At 63.9% G+C, this 15,910-nt stretch carries 17 protein-coding genes and 1 tRNA gene; 13 read left to right on the forward strand and 5 right to left on the reverse strand.

The window, feature by feature from the left end:
* Genes ACRYLT_RS14020 through putP form a run of 3 tightly spaced genes read left to right on the forward strand, consistent with a single transcriptional unit; the run spans position 1 to position 2,430 of the window.
* Positions 1-312 carry a P-II family nitrogen regulator gene (locus ACRYLT_RS14020; protein ID WP_482664702.1) on the forward strand — a complete coding sequence of 104 codons (312 nt, stop codon included), beginning with the start codon at positions 1-3 and terminating at the stop codon, positions 310-312.
* 1 nt (position 313) lies between these two features.
* Positions 314-937, forward strand: a complete 624-nt coding sequence (locus ACRYLT_RS14025) for a carbonic anhydrase (RefSeq protein ID WP_482664703.1) — start codon at positions 314-316, stop codon at positions 935-937.
* Positions 937-2,430 (forward strand): sodium/proline symporter PutP, encoded by a 1,494-nt coding sequence (gene putP, locus ACRYLT_RS14030; RefSeq protein ID WP_482664704.1) that lies wholly within the window; start codon positions 937-939, stop codon positions 2,428-2,430. The genes ACRYLT_RS14025 and putP overlap by 1 nt, the downstream gene beginning before the upstream one ends.
* Positions 2,431-2,436: 6 nt before the next feature.
* On the opposite strand, the gene ACRYLT_RS14035 is transcribed toward putP, so the two are convergent.
* Complete coding sequence (locus tag ACRYLT_RS14035) at positions 2,437-3,072, reverse strand: CAP domain-containing protein (RefSeq protein WP_482664705.1); 636 nt, start codon at positions 3,070-3,072, stop codon at positions 2,437-2,439.
* An 82-nt stretch (positions 3,073-3,154) separates the two neighbouring features.
* On the opposite strand from ACRYLT_RS14035, the gene ACRYLT_RS14040 reads away from it, so the two are divergent.
* The 4 genes from ACRYLT_RS14040 to ACRYLT_RS14055 all read left to right on the forward strand — a co-directional run bounded on the left by ACRYLT_RS14040 (position 3,155) and on the right by ACRYLT_RS14055 (position 6,046).
* Positions 3,155-3,748 carry a PAS domain S-box protein gene (locus ACRYLT_RS14040; protein WP_482664706.1) on the forward strand — a complete coding sequence of 198 codons (594 nt, stop codon included), beginning with the start codon at positions 3,155-3,157 and terminating at the stop codon, positions 3,746-3,748.
* Positions 3,749-3,826: 78 nt separating this feature from the next.
* A complete protein-coding gene (gene folK / locus ACRYLT_RS14045) occupies positions 3,827-4,333 on the forward strand; it encodes a 2-amino-4-hydroxy-6-hydroxymethyldihydropteridine diphosphokinase (RefSeq protein WP_482664707.1) in 507 nt (168 codons plus the stop codon).
* Positions 4,334-4,351: 18 nt separating this feature from the next.
* Positions 4,352-4,427: transfer RNA gene (locus ACRYLT_RS14050), tRNA-Lys, on the forward strand.
* 77 nt (positions 4,428-4,504) lie between these two features.
* Positions 4,505-6,046 (forward strand): FAD-dependent oxidoreductase, encoded by a 1,542-nt coding sequence (locus ACRYLT_RS14055; RefSeq protein WP_482664708.1) that lies wholly within the window; start codon positions 4,505-4,507, stop codon positions 6,044-6,046.
* Here the strand turns inward: ACRYLT_RS14055 and ACRYLT_RS14060 are convergent.
* A complete protein-coding gene (locus ACRYLT_RS14060; protein ID WP_482664709.1) occupies positions 6,025-6,696 on the reverse strand; it encodes a murein L,D-transpeptidase catalytic domain family protein in 672 nt (223 codons plus the stop codon). The genes ACRYLT_RS14055 and ACRYLT_RS14060 overlap by 22 nt on opposite strands.
* 218 nt (positions 6,697-6,914) lie before the next feature.
* Between ACRYLT_RS14060 and ACRYLT_RS14065 the strand changes: the two genes are divergently transcribed.
* Complete coding sequence (locus ACRYLT_RS14065; RefSeq protein ID WP_482664710.1) at positions 6,915-7,955, forward strand: ATP-dependent DNA ligase; 1,041 nt, start codon at positions 6,915-6,917, stop codon at positions 7,953-7,955.
* On the forward strand, positions 7,952-8,827 hold the full coding sequence (ligD, locus tag ACRYLT_RS14070; protein WP_482664711.1) for a non-homologous end-joining DNA ligase: 876 nt from the start codon (positions 7,952-7,954) through the stop codon (positions 8,825-8,827). Before ACRYLT_RS14065 ends, ligD begins: the two co-directional genes overlap by 4 nt.
* Positions 8,828-8,833: 6 nt before the next feature.
* On the opposite strand, the gene ACRYLT_RS14075 is transcribed toward ligD, so the two are convergent.
* Positions 8,834-9,007 (reverse strand): hypothetical protein, encoded by a 174-nt coding sequence (locus ACRYLT_RS14075; RefSeq protein WP_482664712.1) that lies wholly within the window; start codon positions 9,005-9,007, stop codon positions 8,834-8,836.
* Between the two features lie 201 nt (positions 9,008-9,208).
* On the opposite strand from ACRYLT_RS14075, the gene ACRYLT_RS14080 reads away from it, so the two are divergent.
* Genes ACRYLT_RS14080 through msrA form a run of 3 tightly spaced genes read left to right on the forward strand, consistent with a single transcriptional unit; the run spans position 9,209 to position 11,991 of the window.
* Complete coding sequence (locus ACRYLT_RS14080) at positions 9,209-9,817, forward strand: response regulator transcription factor (protein ID WP_482664713.1); 609 nt, start codon at positions 9,209-9,211, stop codon at positions 9,815-9,817.
* Between the two features lie 3 nt (positions 9,818-9,820).
* Positions 9,821-11,443: a PAS domain-containing sensor histidine kinase gene (locus ACRYLT_RS14085; RefSeq protein WP_482664714.1), complete on the forward strand. Its 1,623-nt coding sequence runs from the start codon at positions 9,821-9,823 to the stop codon at positions 11,441-11,443.
* A 2-nt stretch (positions 11,444-11,445) separates the two neighbouring features.
* Complete coding sequence (gene msrA / locus ACRYLT_RS14090) at positions 11,446-11,991, forward strand: peptide-methionine (S)-S-oxide reductase MsrA (RefSeq protein ID WP_482664715.1); 546 nt, start codon at positions 11,446-11,448, stop codon at positions 11,989-11,991.
* Between the two features lie 85 nt (positions 11,992-12,076).
* On the opposite strand, the gene ACRYLT_RS14095 is transcribed toward msrA, so the two are convergent.
* The gene (locus tag ACRYLT_RS14095) at positions 12,077-12,991 is read right to left on the reverse strand and encodes an L-threonylcarbamoyladenylate synthase (RefSeq protein ID WP_482664716.1); all 915 of its coding nucleotides are present in this window, start codon (positions 12,989-12,991) and stop codon (positions 12,077-12,079) included.
* Positions 12,992-13,046: 55 nt separating this feature from the next.
* On the opposite strand from ACRYLT_RS14095, the gene ACRYLT_RS14100 reads away from it, so the two are divergent.
* Positions 13,047-14,747, forward strand: a complete 1,701-nt coding sequence (locus ACRYLT_RS14100) for an acyl-CoA dehydrogenase (protein WP_482665456.1) — start codon at positions 13,047-13,049, stop codon at positions 14,745-14,747.
* On the opposite strand, the gene ACRYLT_RS14105 is transcribed toward ACRYLT_RS14100, so the two are convergent.
* A complete protein-coding gene (locus ACRYLT_RS14105; RefSeq protein ID WP_482664717.1) occupies positions 14,748-15,722 on the reverse strand; it encodes a hypothetical protein in 975 nt (324 codons plus the stop codon).
* Positions 15,723-15,910: the final 188 nt, after the last annotated feature.

Consider the following 15,910-nt stretch of genomic DNA (forward strand, 5'->3'; position numbering starts at 1 on the left):
ATGGTGAGCACGTTCACTCGGAAGCGGGTAGAGATACTCGTCGACACTCCGCTCGCGCCCCGGCTGATCCAGGCCGCGGCCGATTCCGGGATTGCCGGCTATACGCTGATCCCGGTCCAGTCCGGCGCTGGTCGTGGCGGCACCTGGAGAGATGATGCCGTAACCGGAGCCGGGGCCAAGACGATCTTCCTGACCATCGCCTCCGAAGAGAAAGCCGGCCGCTTGGTCGACATGCTCGTGCCTTACCTCGAATCCTACGGAATGCTGCTTACCCTGTCCGACGTCCAAGTCGTCCGCGGGGAGCGCTTCTGAGATGCCGGAATTCAAAGTCCTGCTCGAAGGCTATCGGCGGTTCCGAACCGGCGATTATCTGGTCGAGAAGCAGCGATGGGAGCGGCTTGCGCACGGCCAGGAGCCGCCGGTGATGGTGGTCGGCTGCTGCGACAGCCGAGTCGACCCGGCGACCATCTTCGACACCTCTCCCGGACAGATGTTCGCCCTTCGCAACGTCGCCAACCTCGTCCCTCCCTACGAGGTCGGAGGCGGTCTTCACGGTGCGTCCGCGGCGCTCGAATTCGGTGTCGTTCATCTGAAGGTCCGCCACATCGTGGTGCTGGGGCACGGCGCTTGCGGGGGCATTGCCGCAGCGCTTGCCGGAGACGATCTCGGCGAACCTGGTCACAGCTTCATCGATGACTGGATGGCGATCGTCCGGGAGGCGCGCGACCGAGTCGTCGCCAGCGGCGGCGCCGACCCCCAGCGAGCGCTGGAACTGGAGGCGATCAGGACCAGCCTTCGCAATCTTCGAACCTTTCCTTTCGTCCGGGAACGCGAGGATTCCGGTCAACTCAAGCTGCACGGAGCCTATTTCGCCATTCATGACGGCATCCTCCACGTGCTTGACGAGAGCCGAGGCGATTTCGAGGCGGTGGACTGATGGAAACCGGCACCATCGTCTCGCTCGCGCTCTATTTCGCCGGAATGATCGCAATCGGTCTGTGGGCCTGGAAGCGCTCGACGGACGATATTGACGGCTTTCTCCTCGGAGGTCGAAAGCTCAGTCCTCAGGTTGCCGCGCTTTCGGCTGGAGCGTCGGACATGAGCGGCTGGTTGCTGCTCGGACTTCCCGGGGCAGCCTTCATGTCCGGACTCAGCGCGGCATGGATCGCGATCGGATTGTTCGCCGGCGCCTTCGCCAACTATCTGGTCGTCGCGCCGCGACTGCGCGTCCATACTGAAAAAACATCCAACTCCATCACGATACCCGAATTCTTTGAGAAACGGTTCGATGATCGGAGCCACTCGCTCCGGGTGATTGCCTCACTCGTCATCATCCTGTTCTTCACGCTCTACACCTCGTCGGGCGTGGTCGCGGGCGGGAAGCTGTTCCAGAGCGCATTCGGCGCGGATTATGCGCTTGGCTTGTGGGTGACGGCCGGCGTCGTGGTCGCCTACACCCTGTTCGGTGGCTTCCTCGCGGTGAGCCTGACCGATTTCGTCCAGGGCCTCATCATGTTCGTGGCCCTGATCCTGGTGCCGCTGGTCGCCTTTCTGCGCCTGGATTCGAGCGTTGCCGCCGACATAGCGGCGGTCAACCCGGACGCGCTCGATCTGTTCGCCGGCACGACACTGCTCGGGATCATTTCGGCCCTGGCCTGGGGATTGGGCTATTTCGGTCAACCGCACATCATCGTCCGCTTCATGGCCGTGCGCTCGGTTCGCGACGTCCCGGTAATGCGCAATATCGGCATGAGCTGGATGGCGGTGACTCTCCTGGGAGCGCTGGCGACGGGCTTCGTCGGCCTGGCCTTTGCCACACGCAACGGCCTTGCTCTCGAGGATCCCGAAACCATTTTCATCCTCCTTTCCCAGGTCCTTTTCGACCCGCTGATCACCGGATTTCTCCTGGCGGCGCTCCTCGCCGCGATCATGAGCACGATCTCGTCGCAGCTTCTCGTCTCTTCCAGCTCGCTCACCGAGGATTTCTATCGGATCTACTTCCGCCGGCAGGCAAGCCAGCGGGAGCTGGTGATTGTGGGAAGGATCTGCGTCCTGGCGGTCGCTCTGGTGGCGATCCTCCTGGCCTACGATCCGGAAAGCAACATCCTTGGACTGGTGGCGAATGCCTGGGCGGGTTTCGGTGCCGCCTTTGGGCCGATCGTCATCCTCAGCCTCACCTGGAAACGGCTCACTCGCAACGGCGCGCTTGCGGGGATGATCACCGGTGCCGTCACGGTCCTCTTCTGGATCTTCGCGCCGGTGCTCCCCGACGGCGAAACCTTGAGCTCCGTCCTTTACGAGATCGTCCCGGGATTCCTCCTGTGCGGGTTGGTCGCCTGGCTGGTCAGTCTCACCGGTTCGGCTCCTCCGGAGGCGGTCGTCCGCACGTTTGAAGACAGCGAAGTCGAACGCCTTGCCGCCCGGCCCTGACGAAAATCAGGGGACCCGCTGCCCGACCACATTGCCCGAAGGCGCGTAGCGGCAGACCAGAAAGTCCCAGCTCGACGATCGATGGATCGCACAGCCCACGCGATCGGTACTTCGCCATATCATCTGCGTGTAGTGCGCGACGTCGCTCCAATGGCCGCTGGCGCTGACGTCAGGAAAGGTGCCAGGGCGGAACAGTCTCTTTTCCCCTGCCCAGCCCGCCACCATCTCCTCGAGACTATAGGCTCCACGACTTCCCATCCAGAGATTCTCGCCCTGCCCCGGACGTGTTTGGGGAGCTGAATGGGCCAGCCGCCCCAGCCGTTCGAGCTCGGGACCGTAACTGGCTGCCGCCGCCGCGAGTCGAGGATCCCAGCTGAGCGGCGTCACGCCAACCGCCGCCCGCTCGCGATTGTGCAATGACAGGAGTCGCTCGGACAGGCGGGACAGGTCCTGGGGCGGTCCATCGGCCGGACGCTCGGTGCGAACCATCGCTCCATCGGCCCAGGGCGGGCGTGAAGGTCCGCAGCTTGCAAGCGCGATCAGAGCCAGGAGCGAGATGGCGACACGCCTCGGCATTGCGGCAACAAAGCCGTGGACGAAGACCGGTTCCGTCAATCTGACGTCATAACGCCACGCCCTCATCAGTTTCTTCTCCTGCGGCGGAACCGAGCAGCTTGATTTGTGTTAGTAACCGTTCAGCGGGCGGGGAGTCGAAGACAGCAGCGTGCCTGAAGCCAAACCTCTATTCACACATCACAAGCCGCAGCTTCCGGACTCGATCGTTGCTCGCGCGGTGGACGCGGCGCGTGCTGGCGAGGAGGCCCTTCATTCGGCGCTGGATTCGGAACCTGCGGCTGTCTACCTCACGGACGCCGACGGCTGGGTGACCTACTTCAACCGAGCCTGCGTCGATTTCGCCGGAAGAACGCCCGTTGCGGGTCAGGATCGCTGGTGCATCAGCTGGCGGCTCTATACCGAAAGCGGCGAGCCGCTTGCTCATGAGGATTGCCCGATGGCCGTCGCGCTTCGGGAACGGCGCCCGATCCGCGGCCTGGTCGCGGCTACCGAGCGACCGGATGGCAGCCGGGTCATCTTCTCTCCCTTCCCCACTCCGATCCATGACGATCATGGAAATGTCGTCGGCGCCGTGAACATCCTCCTCGACGTGACCGACCGAAGACAGGCTGCTGAACTTCGCGCGCAGGCGGCGCGATGTCGGAGACTGGCCCAATCCATGACCGATGCTCGAACCGTCGAAACGCTGATGAGCATGGCCAGCGAATATGACGAAGAGGCAAGCAGCCTCGGTCGCGACTAGCTGACGAACGATCCGGCTCGCCCAACAGGTGCGGGCAAGGCGTCTTCCCGTAAACAAGACGAGTGACTAGGCGGGGCCATGGCGAAATTCCGCTATGCGATCGCGCTCGGCTCCAATCGACGCCATGGCCGACATGGCCTTCCTCGTGGCGTCCTCACGGCCGCGACGCGCGCCCTGTCGCGGCTTGGCGAGATAGAGATCGGCTCTGACATCGTCTCTACGCCGGCGCTGGGGCCGGCCGGACGAGCCTTTGCGAACGCGGTCGTCATCCTCTCGTCCGACCTGCCTCCCGAGCCGCTGCTGGAAGCGCTGAAGGACCTCGAACGGGATTTCGGGCGACGCAAAGGGCGGCGTTGGGGGCCGCGAGTGCTGGATCTCGACATCATCCTCTGGTCGGAAGGGGCCTGGAGCGGCCCCGGCACGCTGATCCCGCACCCTGAGTTCAGGAACCGCCGATTCGTGCTCGAACCGCTCGCGCGCGTTGCTCCGGATTGGCGGGATCCGATCAGCGGAGCAACGGTGCGACAACTTCTTGCCCGTCTTCGCCGACCTCGCGCGGTTGACCAGGGCCGCCGCCACTCCTAGGTGGAACTGCTCGTTCAAGGGCCCATAGCTCAGTCGGTAGAGCAACTGACTTTTAATCAGTAGGTCGCTGGTTCGAATCCAGCTGGGCTCACCACATTTTCGGTCGACCCCGCCCGGGAACAGGGCCCGGTGCCGAAGGTTCTTTGGCTGTCAGCAGCCGGGAGCCAATCGATGACGAGCAACGTTCGACACGCATCCTACTGGAACGCGACCGCGCCGAGGAGCGACCACCCGGCTCTCGCGGGAGAGATCGATGTGGACGTGGCCATCATCGGCGGCGGAATGGTGGGTACCACGACGGCTCGGCTGCTCAAGGATCGGGGGCTTACCGTCGCCCTGGTCGAGGCGCGTCGGATCGGCGAGGAGGTCACCGGCAAGTCGACGGCGAAGATCACGTCGCAGCACAACATCAAATATTCAACGCTCGCCCGAAAGTTCGGGGAGGACGGAGCCAAGGCCTATGCCGACGCCAACGAGACGGGGCTACGCACCATCCTCGAACTGGCGGAGCGCCACGGCATTTCCTGCGAGATCGAGCGGGCGCCGGCCTTCACCTATACCAATGACGAGTCCTACGTGTCGCAGATCGAAGATGAGGTCGAGATCGCCCGTCGCCTGGGACTGCCGGCATCGCTGACAACGGACACCGGCCTGCCCTATCCGGTACTCACCGCCATGAAGTGGGACCAGCAGGCGTGGTTCCACCCCGTAAAATATCTGAAGGGGCTTGCCGCAACGCTTCCCGGCGACGGGAGCCACGTCTTCGAAGGCTCGCGCGTGGTGGATTGGGACCCGCAACGCATCGCCACGGACCAAGGCACGGTGCGGGCCCGCCAGGTGGTGATGGCGACCCACATGCCGCTGGGCCAGGTAGGCCTCTATTACGCCATGGCCTATCCCCACATCCACCCGGTCATCATGGGTCGTGCCGAGTCCGGCCGGGTTCCGCACGGCATGTTCATCAATGCGGAGTCGCAGCCGAACCATTCGGTGCGGCCGCACCTTGACGAACAGGGCACCGCCTGGATGATCTTCGGCGGAACCAGCTTCAAGCCCGGCCATGTCGACGAGGAACGTCAATATTTCGAGGAGATCGAACGCTACGCCCTGGAGCAGTTCGGCGTTCGTCCGGAGTATCGCTGGACCAATGAGGATTATACGCCGATGGACCAGTCACCGTTCGTCGGCTGGTCGTCTGCTGCACGGGACGGTTACCTTGTTGCCACCGGGTTCGATGCCTGGGGTATCGCCAACGGCACCGCCGCGGCCATCCTGATCGCCGACCTGATTGCCGGGCGCGACAATCCGTGGCTGAAGATTTATGACGCCTCGCGCGTGAAACCGGTCGCCGGCGGCAAGGAGTTCGTTAAGGAGAACACTTCAGTCGCGACGCACCTGGTGAGCGGCTACCTTTCGCGCAAGCCGCTCAGTTTCGCCGAGCTGGCTCCCGGCGAGGCTGCGATCCTCAAGATCGACGGCAACAACGTCGCGGGGTTCCGGGATGAGCAGGGCCGACTGCATGCCGTATCGGCCGTGTGTACCCACATGGGCTGCCTGGTCGGCTGGAATGAAACCGACCGGACCTGGGACTGCCCGTGCCACGGATCGCGGTTCGCACTGGACGGAGAGGTGATCCATGGCCCCGCCGTTTCCAACCTGAAGCCGGCACCCGGCGAGGCGCCAGCGGAGGATCAGGCCAGTCTGTCGGCGTAGAGGAAGCGCCCCGGCCCGAGCCTCGCCAGGACTTCCTGAAGGCTTGCATTCGGGAGCGCGAAGCAGCCTTCGCTTCGTCCAAGGCGCCCGTGCGCCTCCACCTGGTCAGGTTCGGCATACCAGGCGGTGTGAACGACGATCGCACGCGCTTCGGCATTGCTGTTGCTCGGGTCCAGCCCCTTCACCCGCATCGATCGGCCATATTTCCCGTAATAGTAATTGCCGGTGAGATAGGCACCATCGGAACTCGCCTCCGAACCGATGCGATTGGAGAAATGCTGAAGGAAACCCGTATGGCCGGGATCGGAGCCGCGGCCATGCGAAACAAGATGAGGCGTGACCCGACCGGTATTGGTGTCCAGAAGGTAGAAACGGGGCTCGCGCGAAGGCCGGGTAAAGTCGACGATTCCGACGATATCGCCATGAGCGATCTGCGGCCTGTGCCGGTCGAAAGCGGCACGGGCACGAGTGACGATCCGGGGATCGACGATCGGGTCCACCATGACTCGCGGACGGGCCGGAACGGGCACCGGCGAAGCCTGTCCGGGAGAAGAACCGACGACCTGGGCCAGCAATGGCGAGCTTGCCATCACCGCGAGCGCACCAGTGGCGGCTCCAGCCTCGATAATCTGTCGTCGCGTCAATGACATGAAGGTCCCTCCCCGGCTTCGACCGAAAAGCTAGGAATTTTCTCGAAGCGTCTCAATGATTAGGCCCTCATTATTAGCTCGGTTCATCCTGTCCGCGCCGCCGTTCGCCGCAGCCTCGGGAACTTTGGTAAAGAAGTGTTTCGCGCTTCGGCGACCCGTGCGGGAACCGCGACAAGCTTCCGGAGTCTCACCCTTTGCGAAACTGCCAGGGAGAGATCGTGGCCGAATTCGACCGGCTGGAGATCAGACCGCCTTTAGCACCGATGGAGGCGAAGCCGGCCGAGTCCCTGCCGTCCGACGAGGGATGGCAGTTCGAGCCCAAATGGGATGGCTTCCGTTGCCTGGTCTTCCGCGACGGCGACCAGGTGCACCTGCAGTCGAAGTCCGGAAAGCCGCTAGGACGCTACTTCCCCGAAGTGGTCGACACTTTGCTGTCGATGGAGGCCGACCGTTTCGTCGTCGACGGCGAGCTGATCATCCCGGTCGGCGGCCTGCTCTCGTTCGAAGCGCTTCAGCTTCGGCTGCACCCGGCAGAAAGTCGGGTACGCAAGCTCGCCGCCGAGACTCCGGCGCAGCTGATGCTGTTCGACATGCTGTTCCACAAAGAGACCCGCTATATCGACGCTCCACTGTCATTGCGGCGGCGAGGCCTTGAATTGCTGGAGCTTGGAGACGTCAGCGACGGCGTGTTGCTGTCGCCTCGGACCGACAGCCGGGATCAGGCCCAGCGCTGGCTCGATCAGGTAGGAAACGCTCTGGATGGCGTCGTCGCCAAGCGAATCGACGGCCGCTACGACCCCGGCGAGCGGGCGATGCTGAAGATAAAGAAGATCCGAACCGCCGACTGCGTCGTCGGCGGTTTCCGCTATGGCACCGGCAGCCGGGAAGTCGGCTCGCTCCTTCTCGGCCTCTACGACGACGATGGGCTATTGCATCATGTCGGCTTCACCTCGGCGATCAAGCTGCGGGACCGAGGTGCGCTCACTCGGCGGCTCGAGGCGTTGCTCGAGCCCCCCGGCTTCACGGGCGACTCACCAGGCGGCCCGAGCCGATGGGCGACCGATCGCACCGGCGAATGGCAGCCCTTGCGGCCCGAGCTGGTCGTCGAGATCCGCTACGATCATGTCACCGGGCGCCGCTTCCGGCACGGCACCGGTTTTCTTCGCTGGCGGCCCGACAAGGCACCGGAACAATGCCTGATCGACCAGCTTCAACCGGAAGCCGCCCCGCAGCGGATCGAACAGGTGACTTCGGCATGAGCGAACGGATCGTCGAGGGCGTTCGGCTCTCCAATCCAGACAAGATCCTCTATCCCGAACAGGGCATCACAAAGGGGGACCTTGCCGACTATTATCGCGCCGTCGCCGACCAGATCCTTCCGCATGTCGCACTGCGACCGATCAGCATCGTTCGCTGCCCCACCGGACGGCAGAAGAAATGCTTCTACCAGCGCCATGCCGGCGCGGGCGTGGCTTGGCAGATCGAAAAAGTCACCATGCCCGGGTTCGACAATCCCTACCTGTTAGTCCGCGACCTCCCCGGACTGATCGCCTTGGTGCAGATGGGAGTCTTGGAAATCCATCCCTGGGGCGTGACGGTGGATCGTCGCGACAAACCCGACCGAGTGATCTTCGATCTCGACCCCGACGAAGGCCTGGCCTTCGATGCCGTAGTTCGTGCGGCCTTCGAGGTGCGTGATCGCCTAGGATCACTGGGACTCACCAGTTTCGTCAAGACGACCGGCGGCAAGGGGCTGCACGTCGTCTTGCCGATTGCGGCCGTGCATGAGTGGCCGGTCGTCAAGTCGTGGGCCAAGTCCCTGTCCGAGCGCATGGCCGCCGACTCGCCGGAGCGATATCTGACCCGGATATCCAAGGCCGAGCGCGAGGGCAGGATCTTCATCGACTATCTCCGCAACGACCCGACATCGACGGCGATCGGCCCCTACTCCACTCGAGCCCGACCGGGCGCTCCGGTGGCGACGCCGCTTCACTGGAACGAGCTCGACGAAGGACTGGATCCGGCGGCCTTCACCATCGACTCCGTTGTCACCCGGATCCGGCAGAGTTCCGACCCGTGGCAGGACATCGACAGGCTGGACCAGCGACTCCAGAGCTTGGATTCGGAATAAATCGAGTCATTTCCCGGTTCGGCGACGCACTTCTTCGACCGCCTGCATCAGCCGCCGCGCCGTCTCTTCAGCCGCATCGGCCGTGAAAGTGACGGCGACGCCGTCCGGGCCTTCGACGATGATTTCACCCTCTTCGACAACGACTTCGCTGGGATCGGATTGCGCATCAGCTGGGCACATGCCGCTCGCTCCTTTGGCGGCCTTCAACCAGCCTCTCCAGTCCGCGGTTCCAACCTTTCGCGGCTGTTTCGCCGTTCATGGTTACCGGGCTGATTTGGATCAACTTCTCTTGCTCTTTGGCGGTCTAGCTCCCATTGTCGACACCGGGGCCAGAACCATTCCAAACGAAGGACTAAGACACTGAATTCGTATCAAGTGTATGTGGTCGACGACGATCGGGATGTCCGGCGTTCGCTGAGCTTCATGCTTGGCGCTTCTGATATCCGATCCCATCCGTTCGGGTCGGGGGCGGATTTTCTCGATGCCATTCAGGACCTCCAGCCGGGATGCGTCCTGCTCGACCTTCGAATGCCGCAAGTGGATGGTTTCCACGTCATGGACGAAATGAATCGGCGTGGGATCGACTGGCCCGTCATTGTCATGACCGGGCATGGCGAAGTCCCCGTCGCGGTTCGTGCCATGAAGCTCGGAGCAGTCGACTTCATCGAGAAGCCTTTTTCTGAGGAATCTCTGCTTTCCTGTTTCAGCCACGCCTTTTCACTGCTGAGCGAGCGTGAAGTCGAAGGGCGGCGCAAGCGCGCTGCGCTCGAGCGCGTTTCACAGCTTACCACACGCGAGAAGGAAGTGTTGGAAGGCCTTCTTTGTGGCGAATCGAACAAGCAGATTGCGAACCGACTCGGGATCAGCCTTCGAACGGTCGAGATGCACCGCGGCAACATGATGGAGCGGCTGCAGGCCTCCAGCCTCGCCGAGGCACTTACGACGGCGATCGAGGGCGGGATGAAGCCGACATCGGAGCAGGCGGCCTGAACGGTGAACAATCTTTCACCGCTGCCGGTCGGGGGATCAGCGGATCTTGACTCCGAGTCTGCCCGCCTCAGGGCGGAGCTGAGCCTCCTCAAGGCTCAGAACAAGCGGTTGCGCGAAAGCGAGAAGATGTATCGCTTCGCGGCCGAGATCGGCGGACACCTCGTCTGGGTCGCCGATCCCGACGGCGCGATCAGATCGATGAGCAAGGCCTTCCGCGACCTTTCTGGTCTTCCGGAAAACCGTGCCTTGGGATCCGCTTGGCTGGAACTTGTCCACCCCGACGAACGCGACCGAGTGACCGCCTCGTTCGAAAGCTCGATCGCCTGCGGAGAACCCTTCTCGATTGAGTTCCGCGGCCGAGTAGCAGACGGATCCTATCGGACCGTGCTTGCGAGGGCCTTGCCTGCCAAGGATCGCAGCGGACGAATCACGTGCTGGTACGGGTCAACGCAGGACGTGCATGAGGCCCGCGTCGCCGAACAGGCCTATCGCGACGCGGAGGAGCGCTATCGACTGGCCGTTCGAGCGACGAGCGAAGCCGTGTGGGACTATGACGTCGCGCGCGGTACCGTCGATTGGAGCGAGAACACGGCCGGGATTCTCGGCCGTACGGACGACCCGCCTGGTCGGACGAGCATCGGCTGGTGGGCGGAACGAATCCATCCTGACGACAAGGCTGCGGCCGTTCAGAGTCTCGCCGACGCGATTGCGGGCAGCGACAATCGCTGGTCGGCAACCTATCGCTTGCTCAAGGATGACGGCAGCTATGCCGACGTGCTCGACCGCGGCTTCATCATCCGCGATGAACAGGGCCGCGCCACTCGTGCAGTTGGCGCCATGGCGGACCTCACAGAGCAGCATCGCGCACAATCCGAGATTCGCCGCATGGAAGCCCAGCTGATCCACGTCTCCCGACTGAGCGCGATGGGGACGATGGCTTCGACCCTGGCCCATGAGTTGAATCAGCCCCTCACGGCCGCGAGCAATTTCATCAGCGGAGCACGACGTCTTGCGGCCAGCGTTCCCGGCCAGCCTGAGGACATTTTGGAAGCGCTGCAGTTCGCCGAAGCGGGAGCGAGGCGGGCCAGCGAGATTGTCCGTCGGCTTCGTGAACTGGTCGCCCGCGGGACTGTCTCGATGACGGTGGAGCACCTGCCGCGGCTGATCGAGGAAGTCGGAGTTCTCGCATTTCTGGATGAGGCGGCGCTGGGGATTTCTCACCGGGTCGAGCTGGATCCAGCGGCCAAGTGGGTGCGGGCCGACCGAGTTCAGGTCCAGCAGGTGCTTCTCAACCTGATCCGGAACGCCGTCGATGCAGTGGGGCAAAGCGATCGCCGGGAGATCCTGATTTCCACCCATGCGCTGACCGATGAACTCATCGGGATCAGCGTTGCCGACACCGGATGCGGAATACCTCCCGAACTGCTCGATCATCTGTTTTCCCAGTTCATGACCACCAAGCGCAACGGGATGGGAATCGGGCTGCCCATCTCTCGAACCATTGTCGAAGCCCATGGGGGCACTATCTGGGCAGAGAACCGCCCCGAAGGCGGCGCGGTCTTCAGGTTCACTCTCCCTCGTTCCCGAAGGGGTCGGGAAGGGTCCGAGCCGACAGCAGGAGAATGATCATGGCCACTCAGCAGGCGACCTTCGCAGGTGGCTGCTTCTGGTGCACCGAGGCGGTCTTCAAGGACGTGGTCGGAGTCCAGGCGGTCGAAAGCGGCTATATTGGCGGTCACGTACCGAACCCCAGCTACAAGCAGGTTTGCGACGGCAATACCGGTCATGCCGAGGCGATCCGGATCACCTATGACGACGAAGCGATCAGCTACGACCAGCTTCTCGATATCTTCTTCGCCACCCACGATCCGACCCAGTTGAACCGGCAGGGCAACGACATCGGCCCGCAATATCGCTCGGCCATCTTCCCGCACAATGAGGAGCAGGAGGAAGCCGCTCGACGTGGCATCCAGCGCGCCCAAGCCGATTGGCCGCAGCCGATCGTCACGCGGATCGAACCGCTCGGTGAATGGTGGCCCGCCGAGGAGTATCACCAGGACTATTGGGAGAATGAGGGGCAGCGAAACCCGTATTGTCTTGCCGTCATTCCCCCGAAGCTCCAGAAGCTGCGCAAGAGCTTCCAGGCTCGGCTGAAGAGCAACGCGGCCGTCTAGTCTCGGCGCTTGGCATCGCGAACTGCTCGTCGACGACGTGTTCCGGGCGGGAGCGTCGTCCGAAGCTCCCCGCCAAAATCTCCGTCTACCGCGGCGCGGCCGCGCGACGGAGACGATCGTTGACCGCGACGCCGATCCCCTGATCGGGAATGGGCGCGACGGCAATCCTTGGCGGCGCCGCCCGGTCCGCCTCATGGAGTCGATCGAACAGGCTTGCGGCGGCCTCAATCAGGTCGCCGGCAAGGCTGAGGCTGGAATGACCCGAAACCGGCCCGAATCCGATCAGCCATTCGTCGATCTTTGCCTCCCTGGCCTTCAGTCGAAGCGGCTTGGCGGGAGCATAGTGGCTTTGAAGCTGGCCGGGAGCTTCGATGCCTGAACGGGTGCTGCGAGCGACCGCCAGATCGATCGGCCCCGGCCGCAGCATGCGCAATTCGCCGTCCGTGACGGCAATGATGGTCGATTCCAGGCCGTGCGATGTCCTGCCGCCGTCCACAATCAGCGGGATTCGTCCATCCAGGCTGGAAAGGACGTGCTCGGCGCGGGTCGGACTGATCCGGCCACTCGCATTGGCGGAGGGCGCCGCAAGCGGCTTCCCCGACAATCGCAACAGGTCGCGAATGGCCGCGTGGGCCGGAGCGCGAAGAGCGATGGAGGGCAGCCCGGCCGTCACCAGGGAGGCGATCGGCGCCCCCTGCTTGAGGGGCAGCACTATCGTCAACGGGCCCGGCCAGTAGCGGCTTGCCAGGGAAAGGCCCGAGTCCGGCAAGTCGGCAATCTCTGCTGCCTGCTCGATCCCAAGGACGTGAACGATCAGCGGATTGAATCTCGGCCGCCCTTTGGCCTGGTAGATCCGGGCGACGGCCTCTCCGTTGGTCGCATCCGCGGCAAGTCCGTAGACGGTTTCGGTCGGAATCGCGACCGGCTGTCCGGCGTCGATCAGCCGAGCCGCTTCGGCGATGGCCTCCGGTCCATAAGGGAGCAGCCGCGTTTGCACCATGAACCGCGCCGGCTATAGCCATGGCGTCGTCCGCGCAACCATTCCGGGAACACCGATGAACTATACGCCACCGGTCGAGGAGCAGAATTTCCTTCTTCGTCACGTCGTTGGGATGGACGAGCTGGCGGCCCATCAACTCTTCGCGGAAGCTACGCCGGATCTCGTCGAGGCCGTGGTCGCTGGCGCAGGTGAATTTGCTGCGGGCGAGTTCGCGCCGCTCAACCGGATCGGCGACCAGATCGGTGCCAAATGGTCTCCGGACGGCGTGACCCTGCCACCAGGTTTTCGCGAAGCCTACCGCGCCTATGTGGAGGCCGGCTGGGGAACATTATCGGGGCCGCAGGAACATGGCGGCCAGGGCCTGCCGCTTAGCCTTGCCACTGTGGTGATGGAGGATCTCGGCTCGGCGAACATGGCCTTCTCGCTGGTCATGATGCTGACTCCCGGCGCCGTCGAAGCGCTTAAGCATCATGGCTCCGACGATCTCAAGCAGACATGGCTACCTAAGCTGATCAGCGGCGAATGGACCGGAACAATGAACCTGACCGAGCCGCAGGCGGGTTCCGACGTCGGCGCGCTGAAGACTCGGGCGATTCCCAGCGACGACGGCTCCTACCGGATCTTCGGTCAGAAGATCTTCATCACGTTCGGCGAGCATGACCTTGCCGACAATATCGTTCACCTCGTCCTTGCCCGGCTGCCCGACGCCCCCCAGGGAACGAAGGGAATCTCGCTCTTTCTGGTGCCGAAGATCCTGCCCAACGGAACCCGCAACGACCTGCGCTGCGTCTCGATCGAGCACAAACTCGGGATTCACGCATCTCCCACCTGCGTGATGTCCTACGGGGAGGACCGGGGCGCAGTCGGGTGGCTGATCGGCGAGGCCAACAAGGGAATGGCGGCGATGTTCACGATGATGAACAATGCCCGGCTCAATGTCGGCCTCCAGGGCGTGTCGATCGCCGAGCGCGCGCTGCAACAGGCGGTCGGTTTCGCCCGCGAGCGCGTCCAGGGCTCCCGCGAGGGTCAGCCAGCCCCAATCATCGGTCATCCCGACGTCCGGCGGATGCTTCTCAGGATGAAAGCGCTGACTCAGGCAGCGCGGGCGCTTGCCTACTACACGGCGGGGCAAACCGACCGGGCGACTCTCGGCGACCCGGCGGCAAAGGCGCGGGCCGATCTGTTGACGCCGCTGGTGAAGGCCTATGGAACCGACGTGGGCGTCGAAGTGACCAGCCTGGCGGTTCAGGTCCATGGCGGAATGGGCTATGTCGAGGAGACGGGCGTTGCACAGCATTATCGCGACGCCCGAATATCTCCCATCTACGAAGGTACGAATGGCATCCAGGCTGCAGACCTGGTGGGGCGCAAGCTCGCCCTGGCGGGTGGAGCCGCATTGAACAGCCTGCTTGCCGAGATCCGGGAGGCATCCCGCGGCGAAGCGAGGCTCGTCGAACTGACCGACGCGTGCGAGGCGCTTGCCCGCGACCTGATGGCCGCTACCCCTGACGACCGGCTGGCCGCCTCCTACCCGTTCCTGACGATGCTCTCGACCACGGTCACCGGCTGGCTCTTTGCGCGGCAGCTGACCGCGATCGATCAATCCGGAGAGACATCGGCTTTCGCCCGCTCGAAACAGGCGGCAGCGCGCTACTTTCTCGACATCCTCGTTCCGGAAGCGCTCGGACTCGAAGCCGCTGCGCGCCTGCGGGCGGATCTCCTTTATTCGATCGACGAAGAAACCTTCGCTGCCTGATCAGACCCGCTTCGCGAGCTTGTGCGGTCGCTGTCCGACCGTTCGCCAGATCCGTGGCCCCTGGTCGACCCGGAATGCCCCCATCTTGTCGCTCTGCTCCTGGAGCTCCCGTCCGACGACATAGGATTTGGAAGTCTGTCCGGTTCGTCCCTCGCCCCAGTCATAGAGTATGTTCACGGCGACAACCGGAATGAAGAGAAGGCGATCGTCCAGCCGGACCGCACGTATCTCGTCTCGCGGCATCGCGACTTCGCCGCGGATCACGCCTGTATTCTCAGCGCCGATCCCCGGCAGGTTGAGTTTGGTGCTTTCGCGTCCCGCAGTCTTGAAGAAGGCGCCGATCGCCTGATCCTGTTCCCGTCCGGCGTTGAACATCTTGACGTCGATACGCAGGTTTCGAGCGGGACTCTTGCCGGTATTGCGAACGGTCAGCTCGAACTGGACGACTGCTTCGGTCGCCGTGAAGGAAGCCCGCTCGGTCTTGAGTTCGAGTTCCAGCCATGGCCGTGGCACGGGATCGGGCCGGGGCTTGGGCGGCGCCGCGGCTGGCGCAGGCGCTGCGGCCGGTTCGGCCGCACTGATCCGGCGCCGGCGTCGGAACAAAGCAGCGCCGAGCAAAGCCAGACCCGCTGCCGGGATCGCGTACAGCCAGTAGGACCCGTCCTCTTGCTGCTCCGACGTGGGCTGCCGAGCAGCGGGATCGATCGGCGCCTGCTCCGGCAATGCTGGCGTCGGCCGGGGGGGTGGAAGGGCATCGACGGTCGGCGCTTCGCCCGTGGTAGCCGCCGGCAAGCTGGGCGCGGTCTCCGTCGGCCCCGGCCGCTCCTGGGTATCCGCCGGTCGGCTCGGCTGCGCTTGAGTGGGTCGAATGACGGTGCGGGATGGGGGTTCCTGCGACTCCGGCTGAGGCGTGCGGACCGGGGACGGCGGTGCAACCTCGACGGGCGGCGCCGGAGCCGGCGTCGGTTGAGTCACGATCCGCTCCTGAGGCTGCAGCCGGAAGTCCCGCAGCTGGGGCGGACCGATCACCGTCCCCGAATTGCCTGCTGGGGCGGCGCTGCTCCCCAGGTCTTGAGCTAAGGCGCCGAACCCCGTGCAGAGCAGGCAGCTCCCTACGCCGCCGACCAACAGGCTCCGCTTCTTCGTCAACATGAACCTTTCGA

The organism is Sphingosinicella sp. SM1-17 (assembly GCF_056821765.1).

What these genes read in the sequence shown, in the direction of transcription:
- ACRYLT_RS14095 (WP_482664716.1), bottom strand. Translation starts at nt 12,991, where the DNA reads ATGGTGCAAACGCGGCTGCTCCCTTATGGACCGGAGGCCATCGCCGAA.
- folK (WP_482664707.1), top strand. Translation starts at nt 3,827, where the DNA reads ATGGCGAAATTCCGCTATGCGATCGCGCTCGGCTCCAATCGACGCCAT.
- ACRYLT_RS14060 (WP_482664709.1), bottom strand. Translation starts at nt 6,696, where the DNA reads ATGTCATTGACGCGACGACAGATTATCGAGGCTGGAGCCGCCACTGGT.
- ACRYLT_RS14055 (WP_482664708.1), top strand. Translation starts at nt 4,505, where the DNA reads ATGACGAGCAACGTTCGACACGCATCCTACTGGAACGCGACCGCGCCG.
- ACRYLT_RS14035 (WP_482664705.1), bottom strand. Translation starts at nt 3,072, where the DNA reads ATGAGGGCGTGGCGTTATGACGTCAGATTGACGGAACCGGTCTTCGTC.
- msrA (WP_482664715.1), top strand. Translation starts at nt 11,446, where the DNA reads ATGGCCACTCAGCAGGCGACCTTCGCAGGTGGCTGCTTCTGGTGCACC.
- ACRYLT_RS14100 (WP_482665456.1), top strand. Translation starts at nt 13,047, where the DNA reads ATGAACTATACGCCACCGGTCGAGGAGCAGAATTTCCTTCTTCGTCAC.
- ACRYLT_RS14075 (WP_482664712.1), bottom strand. Translation starts at nt 9,007, where the DNA reads ATGTGCCCAGCTGATGCGCAATCCGATCCCAGCGAAGTCGTTGTCGAA.
- ligD (WP_482664711.1), top strand. Translation starts at nt 7,952, where the DNA reads ATGAGCGAACGGATCGTCGAGGGCGTTCGGCTCTCCAATCCAGACAAG.
- ACRYLT_RS14025 (WP_482664703.1), top strand. Translation starts at nt 314, where the DNA reads ATGCCGGAATTCAAAGTCCTGCTCGAAGGCTATCGGCGGTTCCGAACC.
- ACRYLT_RS14020 (WP_482664702.1), top strand. Translation starts at nt 1, where the DNA reads ATGGTGAGCACGTTCACTCGGAAGCGGGTAGAGATACTCGTCGACACT.
- putP (WP_482664704.1), top strand. Translation starts at nt 937, where the DNA reads ATGGAAACCGGCACCATCGTCTCGCTCGCGCTCTATTTCGCCGGAATG.